We start from the raw sequence: 18,082 nt of genomic DNA, 5'->3' as shown, positions 1-18,082 counted from the left end.
GCTGATTCTGCTCCTAATCCTTATCGCGTTCCTGGTATTCTTGCCCGCAATGAGCTACAAGGCGGTCGGTTAAGACCGCTCCTCCCCGCCCTTTCCGGCTACTTGGCATTATAACCAAGACCAGGGGGAGGAGGGCTTAGCTAATGCGGGTTCGGGATGTCGTAATAAACATCTGGCTCATCCTCACCATCATCCTGTTTTTGTTTCTAACCTTTACCGGGAACAAAATAACTTAACCGGCGGGAGAAGGAGCCCCAGGGTTCCTTCTCCCGATTTTAAGGCGGTGAAAAAAATGGACCTTTTGCGCCAAGCGCTCAAACGGCACCGGAAAAACCTCATCAACCTGCCGAACGTGGTGGGCGTAGGAATCGGCAGCAAGCAAACGCGCGGCACGGAAACGGGTGAGCCGGCGCTTGTTGTTTTTGTAGCGAAAAAGCTACCCCCGGAGTTCCTACCCCGCGCGGCCCTTGTCCCGAAAAGCATCGAAAAAATCAAGACCGACGTCGTAGAGACCGGGAGATTTCGCCTGTTAGTTGAAAACAGCGACCGCTACCGGCCCGCCCCGCCGGGGGTAAGCATCGGCCATTACCGGATCACCGCCGGGACCTTCGGCGCCGTGGTTTACGACCGCCAATCCGGCAAACCCCTCATCCTTTCCAACAACCACATCCTGGCCAACCGCACCAACGGTACTGACGGGAGGGCGCGCCGGGGCGACCCTATCCTTCAGCCCGGCCCGTACGATGGGGGGCACGCCGATAAAGACGTGATCGGAACCTTAGAACGGTTTGTTCCCCTCCGCTACAAAGAGGAACCGGCAACCTGCCCCGTGGCTGCCGGGCTCGAATGGTATATGAACACCCTGTTGCGCGTCTACCGGCCCAACTACTCGCTGCGTCTCTTCCGGCTTACAGAGACTTACAACCTCGTTGATTGCGCCGCAGCGGCACCCACTGATCCGGGGCTCATAACACCCGAAATACTGAAGATCGGTCCCGTCCGGGGAACGGCGGAAGCGGAACCGGGAATGCCGGTTAAAAAATGCGGCCGGACCACCGACCTCACCACCGGCACCGTCCGTTACACGCACGCAACGGTAAGTGTGGATATCGGGAATAACGAAGAAGCCTTCTTCGAAGAGCAGTTTATCACCGACGCGATGAGCAGACCTGGCGATAGCGGCTCCCTCGTGCTCGACGACAAAAACAGGGCGGTAGGGCTGCTCTTTGCCGGTTCCGATACCTATACGGTGTGCAACCGCATCCAAAACGTCTTGGATGCGCTTGCCGTTCGCTTCTGAATGGGAGGGGTGCTCATTGCCCAACGGTCTTCCGTTTAGCGCTTTAGCTCTGGCGGCCCTGCTGCTTGCCAGTCTCAACCCCGATGTAGAACAACGACTTGAAACTATCGCCACTGCCGCCCAGAACACCAAAGAAGCAATCCGGAATATCCGCCAGGGGATGCAAAATTTCAATCAGGGGGTAATCGAATTGCAAAAATTGAGGGGCTGACCTGAGGTCAGCCCCTTATCCTTGGACCGCAACGCTCCCAAATTACTGTGGCGCTAAGCCGGGTCACCCGGAGCCACGGGGATATTGATAATCTGCCCCACCTGAAGGTTATCCGGATCAACACCGGGATTCGCAGCCATGATCGCCTCTACGGTAGTTCCGTAGCGCTCGGCCAGATTATAAAAGGTGTCTCCGGGAGCAACGGGATGCCGGATCAGCGTCACGGGCGGAGCCGGAGAGACCTCCGGCAGCTTGATGCAGGTGATAACTCCTTGCTGAACCGTTTCCGTAACCTTTGCCAGAACCGTCACGGCCGCATCGACGACGATACCGCCTTCTTTCACCCGGGCCACCGCGTAGTCGATCGCCGGCAAAATGTGCACACCGTAGCCCGGCTTTGCCCCCCGAACACTCACCCTGGCGGTGAAGTCAAGCTGCGCATCGGCGGCATATACCTCTTCGTCCGGAGTCGCCGCCGCATAGATAACCCGGATACCGGCCCGACCGCGCGTCACCACAATATCGTCAATAACTTCGGCCGCCACAATGGTGACGCCCAGGGGCTCGGTCACCAGGATCCTCTTCGCCGGCGGGTCCGCCGGCGGTACGACCGCGACTTCGGCGAGGGCCACCGTGGCACTATTTTCGCCCACAACGGTCTCCACCCGCAGCTTCGCCTTCTCCACCACCGCAGCCCCCGTAACCGCGGTAACCACGTCGAGCTGCCTGGGCTCTACGACCAGAATCCGGCACGAGATCAGCGCGCGGGCGGCCAGCGCGCGGGAAGGAGCATCTTTTGGCGCCGCTTCCGCCACAAGCGTTCGGGCCTCCACCTGTACCGTCATTTTCTCTTTTACCCCTGCTACGGCCACCGTTTGGCCGAAAGGCACCATACATTCTAAATGATAGACGGAGCCGGCCGCGTTTGCCGCCCGGTAAACAACGTGAGCGTGCAGATTACCAGATAGATATACCTCATCCGTCGCGGTTTCCGCCCGCGTAATTTCGGTTTCCGTAAGCAGATCCAGGACCTCTGCCACCGCCGGCTTCTCCTCCGGCACCACACACTCGCCCAGGGCCAGCACTTCCGCGCTGGTGGTGGCCACAACGTCATCCACACGCAACCTTTTCGTCTCCTTAACTTCGACCCCGGAAGGGGCTTCCACAAGCACTTCGATCTCCTTGTGCTCTGTTACTTTAACCTGGAGGTCAAGCGCCACTACGGCAGTGAACTCCCTGCCGCACGACGCTTTCGGTCTAAGTTCGTTTGCCTTTACCAGCGCAGTCACATGAGCGTTCATCCCCGGCAACGCCCCGGCCACATTTAGGCTGTGGGAGAAGGGGACCTCCAGATGCGCGGCGTAAACCGGTTTTTCGGGTACGCACGCGACATATGTAAGTTGAAGCTCCACCCCGCCCTCAATAAGAACCCTGCCGGGGAGAACTTCCACCCGCTTTACCCGCGGTCTTCCTTTCACGCTGAGAAGCGTTTCTACCCCGGGATGCTCCGGTCGAAGCGCCACTTCCTCCTCCTGCCTGAAGGTGGCGGCAGCCTCCCCCACCACCTGGTTTACCTTCAGAAGCTCATATTTGCCGGCACACACCATAGCCGAAACCCTCCCCTTATTTCCTTGCCGCACACCAGTAACCCGAGCACAGATGTTATACCAGTTATTCCTTGCCATGCCACCTGTTTCCATAGCAATATATGCGGGTGGAGATAAATTGTCGCCCCGGCGCTGCCTGCGCTGACACGCCAAAAAGGCGGGAATAACCCCGCCAGCTAACCGCTTTCCGCCTCGGTCTGTCATCTATATAACCGGCGACTACGGCCCGCAAGAAAGCTCCAGGTTGCCCAGCTTCTCGATTAGTTTCCGGACCTCGTCTGCCGGGGCACCGCAAAGATCGACCTTCCGCCGGGAGAGTAGCTCCCTTAGGTGCCGGAGGGTCAGAAGGACTTCCTCCTTCCACGCCAGGATGGCGGCATAGCTCTCATTGTAGCCGAAACTTTTCCCGCGTTCGAACCCTGCCTCATAGCCCGCATCGAAACCTTCCATGTATCCCTGATTGTAACCCGCCTGCCAGCCGATGCGAAACCTTTCCTGCCGGTCCATGAATTTCCTTCTGCCTCCCTGCCGGGCAAGCCGGTATTATGTAAACTTTCGCGCCAGCGGCCGCTGGAAAATAACGAGGCCGAGTCCCTCCGTCCAGACGAGGGGTCGCGGCTTCTGCCCGTCCGCAAAGCTCGTGACGACAAAGACGCACCGCCGCCGGAACTCCCGCTGCAGGCGCCAGAGCAGGACTTCGTCGAGACCTTCCAGCCGGTGCAAAATCCTGCCGTTCACCGCTATCACCAACGTGTAAAGATCCTCCCGCCGTTCAACCCCCACCTGAACCGCATCGCCATCGCCACCGGAAAACTGCGCTAACCTTACGAGCCACCGCAACGCTGCCCGCCGTGCCGCTTCATAGTCATGAAAAAGCGGGCCGACAACCGGTATCCCGCCGAGCACCTCCAAACATACACGGCGCATCCTTCTGCCCCTTATTCAATCTATGTCAGTAAGGCGACTTTGGCACCCCCAGGCGGAGCCGGCCCTGCGTCTCAATCCCGCCGATTCCGGCATAGCCCGTGATCGTATGTTCAATCGCCTCCTGCAAAGGGACGGACTGGTGAACGGGTGTGTAGGCCACCCTTTCCGCAATGAAGACGGGGTCGAAGGCGTGGATCAGCACCCGGCGCGGGGAACTGGCAAAGTTTGCCCCGGCCGCGAGAAGCGCCTCGTAATGGGACTGGCAGGCGCCGGCGAAGATTACCAGCGCGTCCCGGTCGGGCTCAAAAATCCTGGCGGCCTTCACGGCGGCGACAAAGTAGCGGGAGTTGCGGTAGCTGGCGAGGTCCTTGAAATCGCCCTTCTCCGGCAGAAAACTGTCGTGACCCGTTACAATCAGGATGTCGGGAAGGTGCCTCGGCAGGAGTTCCGCCACGGCCTTCGGCTGCCTTTCTTCCGGAATTACGTAAGCGCTTGCCGGTACCCCCATCTGTTTGTAAGTGGTGAGACAGAGTTCTACATAATCGCGGTCCCCGTCTATGTGGAGGACCCTGCCCGGAACCGTGAAAGCCTCGATGGTCCCGCCATCCCGCATATTGGGGAAACCTTCGGTCCGCCTGGCCAGGCTACGCCGGATAATCTCGCTGTTCCGCGCAAAAACCTGTCGCCAGTGTGCCGCTATTTCGTCTGGCTTCAGCAGCACCAGATCTTCGAGCGGCGCATCGCAAACCAACCGGAAATCGATACCCTTCAGGAGCGCATATTCTTTCCCATCATCCTTGGCAAAAAGACGCATGATTTTGAAGAGCACATCCATTTCATGGGAGCGCCGGGCCACAACGTCCCCTTCGCGAAAAGAAGCCACGGCAACCAGTCCCCTCTACCGTTTTTTACATATTATGTAAAAGAAAGCTTAAACGCCAGAAGGGGATGGAAGCTTGATTTGCGCGGTAGTGCCTGCCCATAACGAAGCCGGACGCATTGGAAAAGTGGTAGCCAAACTCTTATCCTTACCGGTGGATCTGACAATTGTGGTGGTTAACGGCTCAACTGACGGGACTTGGGCCGAGATAAAACGCTTCCCGCCGGCTAAAATCAAGCCGGTTTTTTTCGCCCCGGCCTTGGGGGTGGATGTTCCTCGGGCTATTGGCGCGGCCTGCGCCTTGAAGTCAGGGGCAAAGGTAACCCTTTTTGTGGACGGGGATATGCATCGCGTACCCCTCAAGGTGCTCCGGCAACTAGCCGCCGCAGTGACCGGCGGTCTCGACATGGGGCTCACCGACTGCTACCCCCCGGATACGCCGCCGGCAGCGGAGCCCTTAGTGCAACAGATTGTGGCCTACCGGCGGGAGCTCAACGAGGCTCTCGGCCTCGCGCAGCTCGGGGCAGCATCCCCAAGCCACGGGCCCCACGCTGTTTCCCGCAGGTTGCTCGAAACCGTACCGCTTGAAGAGATAGCGGTTCCGCCCGTGGCCTTGTGTCTTGCCGCGCGCGCCGGGCTGCGGATAGGGGTGGCGGCACACCTACCCCATGCCGCGCTCGGTTCGCCGCCCCGCAGCCCGCTTCACTCACTGCGGATCGCCGCCACCATCATCGGGGACTACATAGAAGCTCTCGCCATCTGCCGGGGGCTTCCCCGCTCCCGCGAAAAGGACGGCGTTTGCTACGACGGCTACAACTCCGCGCGCCGGCGGGACCTCCTTGCCTCTTTCCTCCGGGAAATGAATAACCCGGCATAAGCCGGGTTATTTTGTGTGCCTGTCCGCCACGGTCGACGCGCCATAAGCCTCCGGTTTGATCTTCGCTTTGAAGCCACTTCCCACCACCATGCCGACGACCTCCCGGATGAGCTCTCGTGTCTCCCCGTGATTTCCCACGTCGATATGAATCTCGATCTTCTGGTCCTCAAGACCGGCCGTATTAAGCGCCTGCGTCACCATCCCGCCGATTTCTAAACTGAGGGAGGTTTCGAGAAAAATCCGCTGGCGGAGACTCCTCACCTTACGCTGGGTGCGTTTGCGGTAAAAGTAGCGCGCTCCCTTGCCCAGACGGTGCACGATTACCGCGGTGATAAAGTGGGTTTCGCCGTGAATCACCTGGGAATCGGAACCGATGATTATTTTGTAGGCCGATGTAGGTAGCCCCTTGATAAACTCGATGATATCGGCCATCATCTCGTTGAAGCTCAATTTCCCCTTCGTGGGGCTGACGAAGTTCATGGTTACCCCTTCTCCAGAATCCTTACACGACCATTATAACATAAATCCGCGCTTTTTACTCTTTTACCCCCTCGGCCAGTACCCGCGCTATCGCTGCGAACGCCGCAAGGTCGAGCGTCTCGCCCCGCCGCTGCGGGTCAATGCCGGCCTGCTTCAGGACCGCTTCCCATTCCTGCCTGCCGCGGCCGAGTCCCGCCCCCGCCAGAGCGTTCAGGAGCGTTTTGCGCCGCTGACCGAAAGCCGCCCGGACCACCCGGAAGAAAAGACCTTCATCGGGAACAGCAACCGGAGGCGCACTCCGGAGCCGCAGCTTAACCACCGCCGAATCCACCGCCGGTGCCGGGAAGAAGCTCCCTCTTGATACGACCGTTACCAGCTCGGCTTCGCTCCGGTACTGCGCCAAAACCGAGAGTGAGCCGTACTCCTTCGTCCCCGGGCGGGCGACCAAGCGCAGGGCCACCTCTTTCTGGACCATGACGACGAGCAGACTCACCGTAAAATTGGTGTTCAGAAGACGTGTTAGAAGGGGGGTGGTGACGTAATAGGGCAGGTTAGCCACAACTTTATAAGGCAAGGTTCCGCCAGCAGCCCTAACGAGGGCGTCAAAGTCCGCCTTCAAGGCGTCCCCTTCAACCAGGAAAAGGTTGGGACAAGCCGAAAAGCGTTCTTTCAGCAGCGCAACCAGCGACCGGTCTATCTCTACGGCAACTACGTGGCCGGCCAGAGCCGTCAGACGCGCGGTAAGCGCCCCGATACCCGGCCCGACTTCTACCACGGTATCCGCGGGGGAGATTTCTGCAGCCGCCACAATCTTTTCCAGGATTCCGGGATTGATAAGGAAATTCTGCCCCCAGCGCTTCCTGGGCCTGATACCGTACTGGCGCAGTAAGGCCCGCACCGTCGCCAGGGAAGCGAGTTCATCCAAGGCGGTCCCTCCAGCTCCAGGGTGCCTTACAACGCTTATTATAGCAGAAACCGCTCGCAAAAAAATCAAGGAGGGGGCACCCCCTCCAAACCTTTATACCCCGCAAGGCTTTGAGGCCAAAATCTTATCACTCAAGAAGATAGACCCGCACGTACCGCATACCCCACGCCCGCGCTTCTGCCCAGGAAGAGAAGAAGACGTCGATCCGGTTACCCCTGATGCTGCTTCCCCGGTCGCAGGCCAGTGCGTGTCCGTAGCCCTCGATGTAAAGCCGCGTGCCGAAGGGAATCACTGCCGGATCAACGGCTGCTACCCCCTCGCGCGGCGGAATGCCGGAGGCCGTATTGCGGCCGGTGTAGGTATAGGCTGTCGCTAGCATGGTGAGGACCCGGGTGAAACGCAGCTCCTCCCCACCACGGGAAATCGTCCGCAGGATGCCGACCTGAACCACCCGGTCTACCGGCTGCCGGACCACCCGCCGCTCCACAAGCCGCCGTGCTTTTTCCTTACCGTCGTGGTAAGTAACCTCCCACCGTTCCACGGCCAGCCCGTTCTGGCCCGCCACCAGCACCCTGGTCTGCCCCTTCAGGAGGGAAGCCGTTGGCTTCCGTTTCACCCCGTAAGGAAGCGATACCTTCTTTTCCTGGATGGCCCGGGTTACGCGCGTGATCCTCACCGTGGTGCCGGCAGACAGCTCCGTATCCGGGGACGGCAACACGATATCCTCTTTCCCTACCCGGATTTTCTCTTCCCGCAGCAGGTCGGCCACCGTTTTGCCCCTGGTCAGATACTGGTGCGTAGCACCGTCCACGGTTACCGTGACCGGCAGCGCACGGATGACCTTCACTTGCATCCCTTCGCACAGCCGGGTCCTCATTCCCGGCACCACTGTGTCTTCGGGGCCCAGTTTCACCCCCGCCTGCTGCAAAAGTCCGGCCACATCCATCTGGAAAGTCTTGACCGGAAGCGTTTTCCCGTCAACGGTGAGGGTAACCTTCTTTTGCGCCCACGCGTAACCCGTCACCCCAAGGGCTACCAGGAGGACAAAGAAAAAGCCAATGGCAAGCCGCGTCCTCGATAACCGGCGCGCCTCTTTTTTCCCGGAAGAAAGAGAGGCTTCTCCCGTTCCCCGCCTCCGGGCAATAACATACCATTCCATAAACTCACCGCCGTTTCTCTCAAAAGGTCTGCGAATTTTACGACTATTTTATTCGGCGGGTGGGATAGGAATTCCTGCTGCGAATTGGAACGATTTTTGGTTATTTGAGGCCAGCTCTCCACCTTTTTCGCGTGAATTTTCGACGGGCGCCCCTAGGCTCTGTTTGTTACGCTCACCCATAGCACGTGAGCAATCGCGCGTGCAAGAAGAAACCAGGCTAAGGTTGTATTATTTTTCTGGTAATGACAATTATTTTTATTAAATTTTAGACCTTAAACGCCTCGGTATGCCCCGAACATAACTCGCGCCGCTAATATTCGACCCCCTTTTGCGCCGGTATGCCCCGCGCATAATGGTGCTTCACCACCCGCATCTCCGTTACCAGGTCCGCCCGTTGGAGTAACGCCGGCGGTGCGTCCCGCCCCGTGAGCACCAGGTGCACCGCCGGCGGTTTGGCATCGATAAGCATCAGCACCGCTTCTTCGCTGACCAACCCGTGCCGCAGCGCGTGGGTGATCTCGTCGAGGACCACCATGTCGTAGCCGCCGGTCAGTGCCTCTCGCGCCGCCGCCAGGGCCCGCGCCGCCGCCTCCCGGTGGCGGTCGCGATCATCCGCCGGAAAAACGAAGCCTTCGCCGAGTGTCTTGATGACGAATCGCTCCCCTAATTGTGCCGCAGCCAGGCGTTCCCCCGTCATTACCCGGTCGCTCTTCACGAACTGGACGATGAAAACCCGCATCCCGTGCCCCCAGGCCCGCAAAGCCATTCCCAGCGCCGCCGTCGTTTTCCCTTTTCCATCACCGGTGAAAACCATTACCAAGCCTTGTGCCATTTGCCCCACCTCTTTTAAGAATTTCGCCTTTCCTCTTCGCCAGGGACCCATCCGCTTCCTCTATACGGACTAGGGTAGAAAGCCTACGCGGTTAAAAGACCGGCAGGACTTTCTAGGTGAAAGGCGAAGTTCTCTACGATTCTGTGTTTACCATTTTGAAGGGAGACGCAGAGGCAAAGTTATGCCGGATCTACCCGTAGGCGAGCCTTATTTCTACCTCCCGGACCGGGTAACGCTTTACCTGGAAGACTGCCTCGCCGGGATGAGGAACCGTGACCTGGCTGGCTCATTCGACGTGGTGGTGACCTCACCGCCTTACAACATCGGCATCCATTACAACCGGCACAACGACAGGATGCCGCGCGAAGATTATCTCGCGTGGCTCGAAGAAGTAGCGGTGGAAATAAAACGGGTGCTAAAGCCGGACGGCTCCTTCTTTCTCAACGTCGGCGGCAAACCGAGCGACCCCTGGATTCCGCTTGACGTAGCCCAGCGCCTACGCTCCCACTTCGTGCTCCAGAACGTGATCCACTGGGTAAAATCGATTGCCATCGAGAAAAAATCGGTCGGCAATTATCCGGCAATCCGCGACGACATCGCCGTGGGCCACTACAAGCCGATCGGGGGGAGCCGCTTCCTCCACGACAACCACGAGTACATCTTCCACTTCACTAAGACCGGCCGCGTCGTTTTGGACCGGCTGGCCATCGGGGTCCCTTACCAGGACAAGTCGAACATCGGCCGCTGGAAAAAGGCGCGGCAGGACAAGAGGTGCCGGGGCAACACCTGGTTCATCCCTTACGAAACGATCTGGGACCGGGAAAAGCAGCGGCCCCACCCTTCGACCTTCCCGGTGGCCCTGCCGGAGATGTGCATCAAGCTGCACGGCGTTAAAGACACGCGCCTGGTGCTGGACCCTTTCATGGGCATCGGCAGCACCGCCCTGGCCTGCCTGCGGTTAGGGGTCAGCGTGGTCGGCTTCGAGATCGACGCGGCATACTTGAAAACCGCAGTAGAGCGCATCCGCAGTTTTCTTGGGAGTGATATCCAGAAAAGCGAAAACCCTGACCAGCGGAGCCGCTCCGCGACCGCGGACAAAGAAACGCTCTCTGCCACGGGGAGTATCTCGCGCTGACGCGGGTAAGCTGCGGAGCAGCCAGCGCCCATCTATCTAAAATGTGGGTAACCCGAAAAGGCGCGCCGCGTTCGCGGTCGTAGCCGCAGCGAGTTCCTCCAGGCTGATTCCCCGGATTGCGGCTACTTTTTGCGCGGTGTGAACCAGATAAGCAGGCTCATTGCGCTTGCCCCGGTGGGGCACCGGTGTGAGATACGGGGCGTCGGTTTCAAGCAGCAGCCGCTCTATCGGCATCTGCCGCACCACTTCTACCGGCCGGCGGGCACCAGCGAAGGTAACCGGTCCGGCAATTGAAAGGTAAAAGCCAAGCGCCAAAAAACGCTTGGCCTCCTCCCAACCACCGGAAAAACAATGCATCACGCCGGAAAGCCCTACCGCCTCCCGTTGCAATATCGCGTAAACTTCGCCCAGCGCCTCGCGGCAGTGGATAACAACCGGCAGGCCGAGTTCCCGTGCCAAGTAAAGCTGGGCTACAAAAACCTCCCGCTGCACCGGGCGGGGCGAAAGATCCCGGTAAAAATCAAGACCGATCTCCCCAATCGCCACCACCTGTGGCGCACGCGCTAGCTGGCGCAGCTCTTCCAGGTAGTCCGGCGGCACGCCGGCAGCATCGTGGGGGTGCACGCCTACCACCGCGTAAACCCCTGGCAAAGCAGCGGCAAGTTCAACCGCCCGCCGGGAGGAAGCAAGATCGTAGCCGACGGTGACGAGCCGCGTCACGCCCGCGGCGCGTGCCCGCCCAACCACAGCCGCCCTGTCCGTTTCATAGCGTTCGTCGTCAAGGTGGCAGTGGGTATCGGTTAACTCTGCAGCCATAGCCTACTTCTTAACCTCAATCCGCGGGAAGAGCGGACCGCGCCGCTCCACCTTAACCCCTGGTGGAAATTTCCCCCATTCAAGCGAAGCAAAAGTATGAAGGTCAGGCCGGTCCGCGATACCGAGCTGCGGCCAGACCCGCTCCGGAAAACCCGGCATAAAGGGACCGAGCAGTACCGTCACAAAGCGGTAAACCTCCAACACATTGTAAATTACCGCATTGAAGCGCTCCCGCTGGGCCGGGTCCTTCCCTAAGTTCCAGGGCGCCGTCTCGTCCAGGTACTTGTTTGCCCGGCTGACCGGTTGCCAGAGAGCCGCCAGGGCTTCCGCAAGTTGCAAACCATCCACCAATGCCGCCACCTTAGCCGGCGTTTCTTTGGTGATTTCGATTAACTCTTCATCCGGCCCCTCCGGCGGCCCCGGTGGTCCCACTATCCCGCCGCCGAATTTTTCGCAGACGGTGAGCGTCCGGTGCAGCAAGTTCCCGAGGTCGTTCGCCAGGTCGCTGTTGATCCGCCCGATGAGATTGTCTTCGAGGTAGTAGCCGTCCGCGCCGAAGGCAAGCTCCCGCAAAAGGTAGTAGCGTACCGCGTCCACGCCGTATTTATCGAGCAGCACGTGGGGGTCAACCACGTTCCCCTTGGATTTGGACATCTTGCCGCCATCCACCAAAAGCCAGCCGTGGCCCACCACCCGCTTCGGCAGTTCCACCCCGATGGCCATCAGCAGAATCGGCCAGATAATGGTGTGAAAGCGAACGATATCCTTACCCACCAGGTGCACATCTGCCGGCCAGTAGCGCCGGAAAAGGGCGTCTTTCTCCGTCCCGTACCCCAAAGCCGAAATGTAGTTCGTCAGGGCATCAATCCAGACGTAGATTACATGGCGGGGATCGAAAGGTACCGGAATGCCCCAGGAAAAAGTGGTGCGGGAAACGCAGAGGTCCTCCAATCCCTGCCGGATAAAATTGATCATCTCGTTGCGGCGGGAGACAGGCTGGATAAAGTCGGGGTGGGTTTCGATATAGTCAAGGAGCCGGTCGGCATATTTCGAGAGGCGGAAGAAGTAGCTTTCCTCCTGTAAAAGTTCTACCGGCCGGCCGCAGTCGGGGCAGTTCCCATCCACCAGTTGCCGCTCGGTCCAGAAGGTCTCGCAGGGGGTGCAGTACCAACCCTCATACGCCGCCTTATAAATGTCACCCTGGTCGTATAGCTGCCGGAAAACCTTCTCCACCACCACCCGGTGGCGCTCTTCAGTTGTCCGGATGAAATCGCTATATTCGACCTTGAGCCGCGCCCAGAGTTCCTTGAAGGTGGCGACGATCTCGTCCACGTACTCCTTCGGTTTTTTCCCTTTCGCCTGGGCGGTACGCTCAATCTTCTGTCCGTGCTCGTCCGCCCCGGTGAGGAAATAAACATCGTAGCCCTGGAGGCGTTTGAACCGCGCTACGGTATCCGCCGCCACGGTGGTATAAGCGTGGCCGATGTGAAGCCTGTCGCTCGGATAATAAATCGGCGTGGTGATGTAAAAGGTGGGCCGCGCCGCTTCTTTTTCCGCCGCCAAGGTCCTACTCCTTCCACAGCCTTGTAAGTTTAAGAATTTTTTACCGTAAGGATTACCCGCAAAACGGCAGCAAAACCAAATTTCATTCTATTGGAGAAGCGAGAGGCTGTCAAGCTGACCTTCGGAACCTCTCTCCTCTACCCCTTCGGCGACCCGCTAAAGTCGTTTCCTGCCCAGGCCGTACTCTCCTGAAGCTCTCGGAACGCCATCTGCCCGAAGACCAAAATTTTTTAAAACCGGCGGCAAATTTTTCCTTGCCAAAAACGCCGCCTTCCGGCATAATAAATTATGACTCCGGTCAGAAAATGACCCGGGTCACAATACCCCGGGGGAGAATGGCTTGAGCAAAGAAAGTCTCAGGGAAAGCCGCAAAAGAGAACTCAAGGAAGAAATCTATCTCCAGGCGCTCCGGCTCTTCAAGGAACGGGGCTTCGAAAACGTTACCGTAGATGAAATCACCAGCGCGTGCGGCGTCGCTAAAGGTACTTTTTACAATTATTTTCCCCGGAAGGAGGCGATCCTTCTCCACTTAGGACAGGGGCAGATCGTGCTCCTGCGGGAAAGCATTCGCCGCCACGCGGGCGTCAAAGAGATCAAAGCGCGCCTGCAGTTGATCTTCAAAGATCTGCTCACCCGGATTGACACGGATCCCGAATTAATGAAGGCGACGATCCTCGAGATCCTCCGCTCGTCCCTTTTAGTGGCCGAAGAGATCCAGCTAATCAGCGAATTTGAAGGGCTTCTCATTCCCCTTTTCGCGGAAGCCATCGCCGCCGGGCAGGTCTCTCCCCGCTTCAGCGCGCCACAATTAGCCTCATTCTTAGTGGGCGTTTATTACTACACTCTGTTTTCCTGGCTGGCCAACCCCGCACGGGGAGAGCCAGCGGCACTCTTGGCTGCTCACTTAGAGATTATCTGGGACGGAATTGCCGCCGAAGGGAGCAAGAACCGTGGGTAAGAAAAACTTTTTCCGTTCCGCAACGCTACTGCTGGCACTCCTGATCACCGGCGCGCTCTGCTCCGGCTGCCCCCAGAAAACCGCGCCGGCGCAAAAGGCAGTAGAGAAGCCGGTAGCGGTCAAGACGGCACCGGTGGTTGCAGGCGCTATCACGCCCGCGCTCACCATCACCGGCACGGTAACCGGCGAAAAAGAGGTCGAACTCAACGCCAGAACCCAGGGAACCGTAACCGCCTTCAACGTCCGCGCCGGCGACCGGGTGCGGGCGGGCCAGGTATTGGCCGTCCTCGAAAGCGAGAACCAGCGGCTGACGGTAGCCAAGGCCCAGGAGCAGGTAAACAACGCCCGGATCAACTTAGAAAAAGCGCGGCTCGCCTTCGCGCGGGCAGACGCACTCTACCAAGAAGAGGCCATCGCCCAGGCCGAGTGGGAAAACGCGCGCTTCATGTTAGAGAGCGCCGAAACCGCCTATAACGCCGCCCGTGCCGACCTGCAGCTCGCGGAAAAGACGGTCCGCGACGCGACCATCACCGCTCCCTGCAGCGGCAGCGTAGTGGAGACTTTTGTTGCCGCCGGGCAGACCGTTTTTCCGGGAACGAAGCTTTTGACGCTCGTTGACGACACGCGGCTCAAAGTGAAGGCTACCATAGCCGCACCACAACTGCGCCTCGTTTTTCCGGAGCAGCGGGGGACTTTCACCACCCCGGCCTGCCCGGGGAAGGCGTTCCCCTGCACGGTAAAAACAGTAGGCAGCGTCGCCAATCCCGCCAACCGCGCCTTCACCATCGAACTCCTCCTCCCGGCCACGGCGCGGCAGAGCCTGAAGCCGGGCATCTTCGGCTACGTCCGTCTCCAGACGGCCCCCATCAAAGGAACCGTCATCCCGCGCGCGGCCATCATAACCCAAGATGAAACCGGCACCGCAACCATTTTTACCGTTAAAAAAGGTAAAGCCCGCGTCCAAAAGATCAAAACCGGCCAAAGCGACGCGCGTAATATCCTGGTGTTAGAAGGGCTCAAGCCAGGCGAAAGGGTGGTAGTCTTCGGCCAAAACCTGCTGCAAGACGGCACCCCGGTGACCGAAGGAGAATAGCCAGAATCGAAGGATGAAATTAAGGCGTGCGACGGAAGAAGAAAAGTCTAACGGGTTGCGGAAATCAGCAGCCATTTCGGGGGATTAATTAATGAAGCTTACCGAGCTTTCTTTAAGCCGTCCGTCATTTACTACGGTAGTTTTTATTGCCCTGTTCGTTCTGGGCCTCTTTAGCTACTTTCATCTCCCGGCCGACCTTTTACCTAAAATGCAGTTTCCTTACGTGGCGGTGATGGTACCTTATCCCGGCGCGGGTCCGGAAGAGGTCGAGCAAAAGGTAACCAAGCCCTTAGAGGATGCTTTCTCTTCCCTCAACAACCTCGACCACCTCAACTCCTTTTCCCAGGAGGGAATGGCCGTTATCTGGATCGGCTTCAAGCTGGATACCGACCCGGACGTAGCCACGAACGAAGTCCAGCGGAAATACAACGCCGCCGTGCACCAACTGCCTCCGGATATTGAACCGGCCACCATCCAGCAGTTTAACCTCAACGACACCCCGGTTCTTCAGCTTTCGGTAACGGGTAACCTTCCCGAAGCAACACTCTACAACCTGGTCAAAAATGAAATTCAGCCCCGCCTCCAGCAGACGGAAGGCGTCAGCCGCGTCTTGCTCTTGGGCGGCCGGGAGCGGGAAATCCGGGTTGAAGTCCAGCCAGAGCAGCTCGAAGCTTATAAAATCTCGCTCCTCCAGGTCCTGGCGGCGCTCCAGGGGGACAACCAGGACGTTCCGGCCGGCCGGGTGGAGCAGGCGGGGGAAAATTTTGTCGTCCGGGTAAAATCCCAGGTGACGGTCCCCCGGGAACTTGAACAGATTATCGTCGCCAACACCAAAGCGGGGCCTATATACCTGCGGGACGTAGCCCATATCCGCGATACCTTCAAGGACCCGGCGAGTATCGCCCGCGTGGGCGGCCGGCCGGGCATCGTCCTTGCGATCTTCAAGCGCACCGACGCCAACACCATCGAAACGAGCGAAAAAGTCCGAGAAGCCGTAGCGGCCCTCGAAAAAAGCTTTGGCGTCAAAATCACCTGCGCCTACGATGCCGCAGAATTCATCAAGGACTCCCTGGCCGGTATCCAAGAGGAACTCGGCTTAGCGGTGCTGGTTGTCGCGGTGGTTATTTTCTTTTTCCTCGGTAGCCTCCGGGGCGCGCTTATCGTGCTGCTTACCATTCCGACCTCGCTGGTGGGTACACTTGTCTTCGTCAGGCTTTGCGGCTTTTCGCTAAACCTGATGACCCTCCTCGGCGCCGCCCTAGTAGTTGGTATCGTCGTAGATGACGCCATCGTGGTGCTCGAAAACATCCACCGCCACCTCGAAAAAGGCGAAGAGCCGGTGGCCGCAGCACTTGCGAGCAGTAAAGAAATCGGTCTTGCCGTCACCGGCATCTCCTTAACCCTGGCGGTTGTCTTTCTCCCCGTCGCCCTGGTCTCAGGTATCGCCGGTAAGATCTTCCGCGAGTTTGGCCTCGTGGTCGTTTGCGCCACTCTCCTTTCGCTGGTGGTAGCGCTCACCCTCATTCCGCTGCTGGTCGCGAGGTTGGCCCGCCCGCAGGTACAGTCTGATACCTCCCTTCAAGGTCATCTTGACGGCACCGGCAAAGGCTTCTTGGCGCAGCTGAGCCGGGCCTACGAAAAAGGAATTGCCTGGGCGCTCGCGCACAAAAAGGCGGTGCTCGCGACCGCCACCTTTTCCTTCCTCGCTGCCGGAGCGCTCCTACCCCTGCATTTAGTAGGAACCGAGTTCATCCCGAAGGTAGACCGGGGCGAATTTGTGCTTAAGCTCTCCGCCCCGCCGGGAACCACGCTGGAGAAAATGGACGCGCTGGTACAGGGAATTGAGCAGGAGATCCGCGCCCTACCGGAAGTGAAAGACGTTTTCACCACCATCGGCTACACTACCGGGCAGTGGGACGCAGGTGCGAGCAGTAACGTAGCAGAGTTAAAGGTACTCCTCAAGGTGCGGGGCGCAGAGAAAACCGCCCCGGTGAAAGAAAAGGTCAAAGCGCTTGCCGAACGGCGGGCAGGGCTCGAGTCGAGCCTTGTGCTCACCTCGCTCTTCGGCGGCGCGGAAGACGCCGCCCTCCGGATCGAGCTACGGGGCCACAACCTCCAGCGCCTCCAGGAAACCGCCGAACTGGTCCGCAAAATCGTTGCCGCTACCCCCGGTACGCAGGACGTCCGCACCTCGGTCGAAAGCGGCCTGCCGGAGTACAACATCCGGGTGGACCGCGAGGCTGCCGCCGCGCACGGGGTCACCACCAGCGACGTTATCCAGACAGTCGGCCTCTACCTCACAGGAAAAGTGGCCGGCAAATACAGCGACGGCAAAGATCAGTACGACGTGCGCGTCATCGCCGACCCTGCCGCCCGCGACGATACCAACGACCTCCCCGAACTCCTTTTACTCAACCGGGCGGGTGAACCTATCAGGCTCGGCCAAGTGGCTAAGTTCAGCCAGGAGACGGGGCTAAAACGAATCTCCCGTGTAGACCGCCAGCGGGTCTTCGTCGTCAACGCCAACCTGGTTGAAGGCTACACCCTCGGCGACGCGGTTAGGGCAATCAAAGAAAAACTTGCCGGCGCGTCCATCCCGCCGGACGTGACCGTTTTCTTTGGCGGCGAGCAGAAGATGTTTGAAGAGTCAATGCGCGACCTCTTAACGGCCATGGTGCTCAGCCTGATCTTCGTTTACCTCATCATGGTGGCGCTTTTTGAGTCCTTCCTCCTGCCGCTCACCATCTGGCTTGCGGTGCCGCTCGCCCTGGTCGGCGCGCTCTTCGCCCTGGCGCTCACCCGCGACACTATCAACATCATCTCGATGGTCGGCCTCATTATGCTCGTCGGCCTCGTCACCAAGAACGCCATCCTGCTCGTCGATTTCGGCAACCAGGCCAGAAAGCGCGGCCTCTCCGTAAACGAAGCCCTGATCCAGGCCGGCGCTTTACGCCTCCGCCCCATCCTGATGACCACCGCCGCGATGGTCACGGCGATGATCCCCTTGGCTTTGGGCCTCTCCTCCGGCTCCGAGATGCGCCAAGGGATGTCGGTCGCTCTCATCGGCGGGCTTATATTCTCCACGCTCCTTACCCTCTTCGTCGTGCCGGTAGTCTATAGCTTGTTGGAAGGACTGAAGGAAAAAGCACTCGGGCTGCGGTGGCGGAGATAAACATAAAAAGAGTTAAAGGGGCTGCCATTTGGAGGACAGCCCCTTTCAAAACTTTCCGGCGGCGACCTACTCTCCCGCCCCGTCGCCAGGGCAGTACCATCGGCGCTGGAGGGCTTAACTGCCGTGTTCGGAATGGGAACGGGTGTT

General features: G+C 59.1%; 17 protein-coding genes and 1 rRNA gene. 7 read left to right on the top strand and 11 right to left on the bottom strand.

The genetic code is table 11. The features are described from left to right. Window positions 1-292: 292 nt before the first annotated feature. The gene (locus EDD75_RS07525; protein WP_123930530.1) at window positions 293-1,300 is read left to right on the top strand and encodes a chymotrypsin family serine protease; all 1,008 of its coding nucleotides are present in this window, start codon (window positions 293-295) and stop codon (window positions 1,298-1,300) included. Between the two features lie 16 nt (window positions 1,301-1,316). Beyond that, the gene (locus tag EDD75_RS07520; RefSeq protein ID WP_123930527.1) at window positions 1,317-1,511 is read left to right on the top strand and encodes a hypothetical protein; all 195 of its coding nucleotides are present in this window, start codon (window positions 1,317-1,319) and stop codon (window positions 1,509-1,511) included. A gap of 53 nt (window positions 1,512-1,564) precedes the next feature. Here the strand turns inward: EDD75_RS07520 and EDD75_RS07515 are convergent, their stop codons facing one another. The 4 genes from EDD75_RS07515 to yabG form a co-directional block, all read right to left on the bottom strand. Next, window positions 1,565-3,118 (bottom strand): DUF3794 and LysM peptidoglycan-binding domain-containing protein, encoded by a 1,554-nt coding sequence (locus tag EDD75_RS07515; protein WP_170157765.1) that lies wholly within the window; start codon window positions 3,116-3,118, stop codon window positions 1,565-1,567. A 219-nt stretch (window positions 3,119-3,337) separates the two neighbouring features. Then, on the bottom strand, window positions 3,338-3,625 hold the full coding sequence (locus EDD75_RS07510; protein ID WP_123930522.1) for a FliH/SctL family protein: 288 nt from the start codon (window positions 3,623-3,625) through the stop codon (window positions 3,338-3,340). A gap of 36 nt (window positions 3,626-3,661) precedes the next feature. Then, window positions 3,662-4,045, bottom strand: coding sequence for a hypothetical protein (locus EDD75_RS07505; RefSeq protein ID WP_123930520.1), 384 nt, complete (start codon window positions 4,043-4,045; stop codon window positions 3,662-3,664). Between the two features lie 25 nt (window positions 4,046-4,070). Beyond that, window positions 4,071-4,928 carry a sporulation peptidase YabG gene (yabG, locus tag EDD75_RS07500; RefSeq protein ID WP_123930517.1) on the bottom strand — a complete coding sequence of 286 codons (858 nt, stop codon included), beginning with the start codon at window positions 4,926-4,928 and terminating at the stop codon, window positions 4,071-4,073. Between the two features lie 73 nt (window positions 4,929-5,001). On the opposite strand from yabG, the gene EDD75_RS07495 reads away from it, so the two are divergent. After that, entirely contained in the window at window positions 5,002-5,802 is an 801-nt protein-coding gene (locus EDD75_RS07495; protein ID WP_123930515.1) for a glycosyltransferase family 2 protein, read from the top strand. Between the two features lie 6 nt (window positions 5,803-5,808). Here EDD75_RS07495 and EDD75_RS07490 read toward each other — a convergent pair whose 3' ends face one another. From EDD75_RS07490 to cobO, 4 genes are all read right to left on the bottom strand, one after another. Then, a complete protein-coding gene (locus EDD75_RS07490; RefSeq protein ID WP_123930513.1) occupies window positions 5,809-6,282 on the bottom strand; it encodes a ribonuclease H-like YkuK family protein in 474 nt (157 codons plus the stop codon). 55 nt (window positions 6,283-6,337) lie between these two features. After that, on the bottom strand, window positions 6,338-7,207 hold the full coding sequence (gene rsmA, locus EDD75_RS07485) for a 16S rRNA (adenine(1518)-N(6)/adenine(1519)-N(6))-dimethyltransferase RsmA (protein ID WP_123930510.1): 870 nt from the start codon (window positions 7,205-7,207) through the stop codon (window positions 6,338-6,340). Between the two features lie 127 nt (window positions 7,208-7,334). Beyond that, the gene (locus tag EDD75_RS07480) at window positions 7,335-8,366 is read right to left on the bottom strand and encodes a resuscitation-promoting factor (RefSeq protein ID WP_123930507.1); all 1,032 of its coding nucleotides are present in this window, start codon (window positions 8,364-8,366) and stop codon (window positions 7,335-7,337) included. A gap of 310 nt (window positions 8,367-8,676) precedes the next feature. After that, the gene (gene cobO, locus EDD75_RS07475) at window positions 8,677-9,198 is read right to left on the bottom strand and encodes a cob(I)yrinic acid a,c-diamide adenosyltransferase (protein ID WP_123930504.1); all 522 of its coding nucleotides are present in this window, start codon (window positions 9,196-9,198) and stop codon (window positions 8,677-8,679) included. Between the two features lie 181 nt (window positions 9,199-9,379). On the opposite strand from cobO, the gene EDD75_RS07470 reads away from it, so the two are divergent. Continuing rightward, window positions 9,380-10,333 (top strand): DNA-methyltransferase, encoded by a 954-nt coding sequence (locus EDD75_RS07470; protein WP_123930501.1) that lies wholly within the window; start codon window positions 9,380-9,382, stop codon window positions 10,331-10,333. 36 nt (window positions 10,334-10,369) lie between these two features. Here the strand turns inward: EDD75_RS07470 and EDD75_RS07465 are convergent, their stop codons facing one another. After that, window positions 10,370-11,149: a TatD family hydrolase gene (locus tag EDD75_RS07465; protein ID WP_123930498.1), complete on the bottom strand. Its 780-nt coding sequence runs from the start codon at window positions 11,147-11,149 to the stop codon at window positions 10,370-10,372. Between the two features lie 3 nt (window positions 11,150-11,152). Beyond that, window positions 11,153-12,712, bottom strand: a complete 1,560-nt coding sequence (metG, locus tag EDD75_RS07460) for a methionine--tRNA ligase (RefSeq protein ID WP_123930495.1) — start codon at window positions 12,710-12,712, stop codon at window positions 11,153-11,155. 340 nt (window positions 12,713-13,052) lie between these two features. Here metG and EDD75_RS07455 point away from each other — a divergent pair, with 340 nt between their 5' ends. The 3 genes from EDD75_RS07455 (at window position 13,053) to EDD75_RS07445 (ending at window position 17,935) form a co-directional block, all read left to right on the top strand. Then, a complete protein-coding gene (locus EDD75_RS07455) occupies window positions 13,053-13,670 on the top strand; it encodes a TetR/AcrR family transcriptional regulator (protein ID WP_123930492.1) in 618 nt (205 codons plus the stop codon). Beyond that, complete coding sequence (locus EDD75_RS07450; protein WP_170157764.1) at window positions 13,663-14,763, top strand: efflux RND transporter periplasmic adaptor subunit; 1,101 nt, start codon at window positions 13,663-13,665, stop codon at window positions 14,761-14,763. The genes EDD75_RS07455 and EDD75_RS07450 overlap by 8 nt, the downstream gene beginning before the upstream one ends. A gap of 91 nt (window positions 14,764-14,854) precedes the next feature. Then, the gene (locus EDD75_RS07445; protein ID WP_123930487.1) at window positions 14,855-17,935 is read left to right on the top strand and encodes an efflux RND transporter permease subunit; all 3,081 of its coding nucleotides are present in this window, start codon (window positions 14,855-14,857) and stop codon (window positions 17,933-17,935) included. Window positions 17,936-17,988: 53 nt separating this feature from the next. Here EDD75_RS07445 and rrf read toward each other — a convergent pair. Then, a 5S ribosomal RNA gene (gene rrf / locus EDD75_RS07440) occupies window positions 17,989-18,082 on the bottom strand; the annotation flags it as partial.

Source organism: Thermodesulfitimonas autotrophica (genome assembly GCF_003815015.1).
Taxonomy (GTDB): Bacteria; Bacillota; Desulfotomaculia; order Desulfotomaculales; family Ammonificaceae; genus Thermodesulfitimonas; species Thermodesulfitimonas autotrophica.
The sequence above is the reverse complement of the archived record's forward strand: the minus strand, read 5'-3'. Positions and strand labels throughout refer to the sequence as shown.